Source organism: Vibrio sp. 2033, from assembly GCF_033339735.1.
Map to the genome: position 1 here is coordinate 1 of NZ_JAWOVC010000079.1, position 1,475 is coordinate 1,475.

Genomic DNA, 1,475 nt, shown 5'->3' on the forward strand with positions numbered 1-1,475 from the left:
TATTCAAAACGCAAGGCGTGCGTGGTTTGAGCCGAGTGATTTGCTTCTCGCCAGATCACAGCAAAACCTTACCGGAGCTGCCAGTGGATAAAATTCGTGGCGTGATTGATACATGGAATGAGCAAATTGAAGAGCTCGGCAAAGAGTACGTTTGGGTTCAGGCGTTCGAAAACAAAGGTGAAACCATGGGCTGTTCTCAGCCGCATCCACACGGTCAAATCTGGGCGAACAGCTTCTTACCAAATGAGATCGAGCGCAAAGAGCACAACCTAAAAGCGTACTACCAAGAACACGGCAGCAACTTGCTGGTGGATTACGTGCAAGCGGAACTCAAAGACGGTTCACGTATTGTGGTGGAAACCGAACACTGGCTGGCGGTGGTGCCTTACTGGGCTGCTTGGCCGTTCGAAACCATGTTGTTGCCGAAAACGCACATTCGTCGCATGAGCGAACTCAGCGATGAGCAACGAGACGATTTAGCGCGAGCGATTAAGAAGCTGACCAGCCGTTACGACAATTTATTCCAATGCTCTTTCCCTTACTCGATGGGCTGGCACTACGCGCCGTTTTTTGACGAAGGCACAGACATCGACCATTGGCAGCTTCATGCGCTTTTTTATCCGCCACTACTGCGCAGTGCCACGGTTCGTAAGTTCATGGTGGGCTACGAAATGCTGGCAGAAAGCCAACGTGACCTGACCGCAGAGCAAGCGGCGCAGCGTCTGCGTGATGTGAGAGATGTCCACTACAAAGAATGCTAAGTCTTTAAATTGGACTGATTACGAATAACGGGATAGCGCGACTTTACAGATAGAAAGTTAGGCTCAACGCGCTATCCCACACAAATTACTATTTTAAGAGAACGTCCCTATGTCTGAACTTATCCACAATGTGAAAGCGTCATTTGAGCAAGTGTTGGGCTACGGACCTAGCCATATTATTCAAGCGCCTGGTCGTGTGAACTTGATTGGTGAGCACACCGATTACAACGATGGTTTTGTCCTACCGTGTGCCATTAACTACCAAACGGTCGTGGCGGCGGCAAAGCGTGAAGACAATATCGTGCGTGTGGTCTCGGTCGATTATGGCAACGCAGTGGATGAATTCGATATCACGCAAGCCATTACCTTCCAGCAAGACAAAATGTGGGCGAACTACATTCGCGGCGTGGTGAAGTGTCTTCTGGCGCGTGGCTACCAGTTTACTGGGGCGGATATTTCAGTCAGCGGCAACGTACCTCAAGTCGCGGGGTTGAGCTCATCGGCGGCGTTGGAAGTGGTGATTGGCGAGACGTTCAAAGTGCTGTTCAATCTTGAGATCAGCCAAGCCGAAATTGCGTTAAACGGTCAGCAAGCTGAGAACGAATTCGTCGGTTGCAACTGCGGCATCATGGATCAAATGATTTCAGCGGAAGGGCGTGAAAATCATGCGATGCTATTAGATTGCCGTAGCCTTGAAACTGAAGCAGTCTCTAT

2 protein-coding genes are annotated in these 1,475 nt (G+C 50.0%); both read left to right on the plus strand.

The features are described from left to right. The coding region (locus tag R7P74_RS24705; protein WP_318123285.1) for a UDP-glucose--hexose-1-phosphate uridylyltransferase at positions 1-761 on the plus strand (761 nt) is incomplete at its 5' end. A gap of 109 nt (positions 762-870) precedes the next feature. Continuing rightward, a partial coding sequence (gene galK, locus R7P74_RS24710; protein WP_318123286.1) for a galactokinase occupies positions 871-1,475 on the plus strand: 605 nt, incomplete at its 3' end.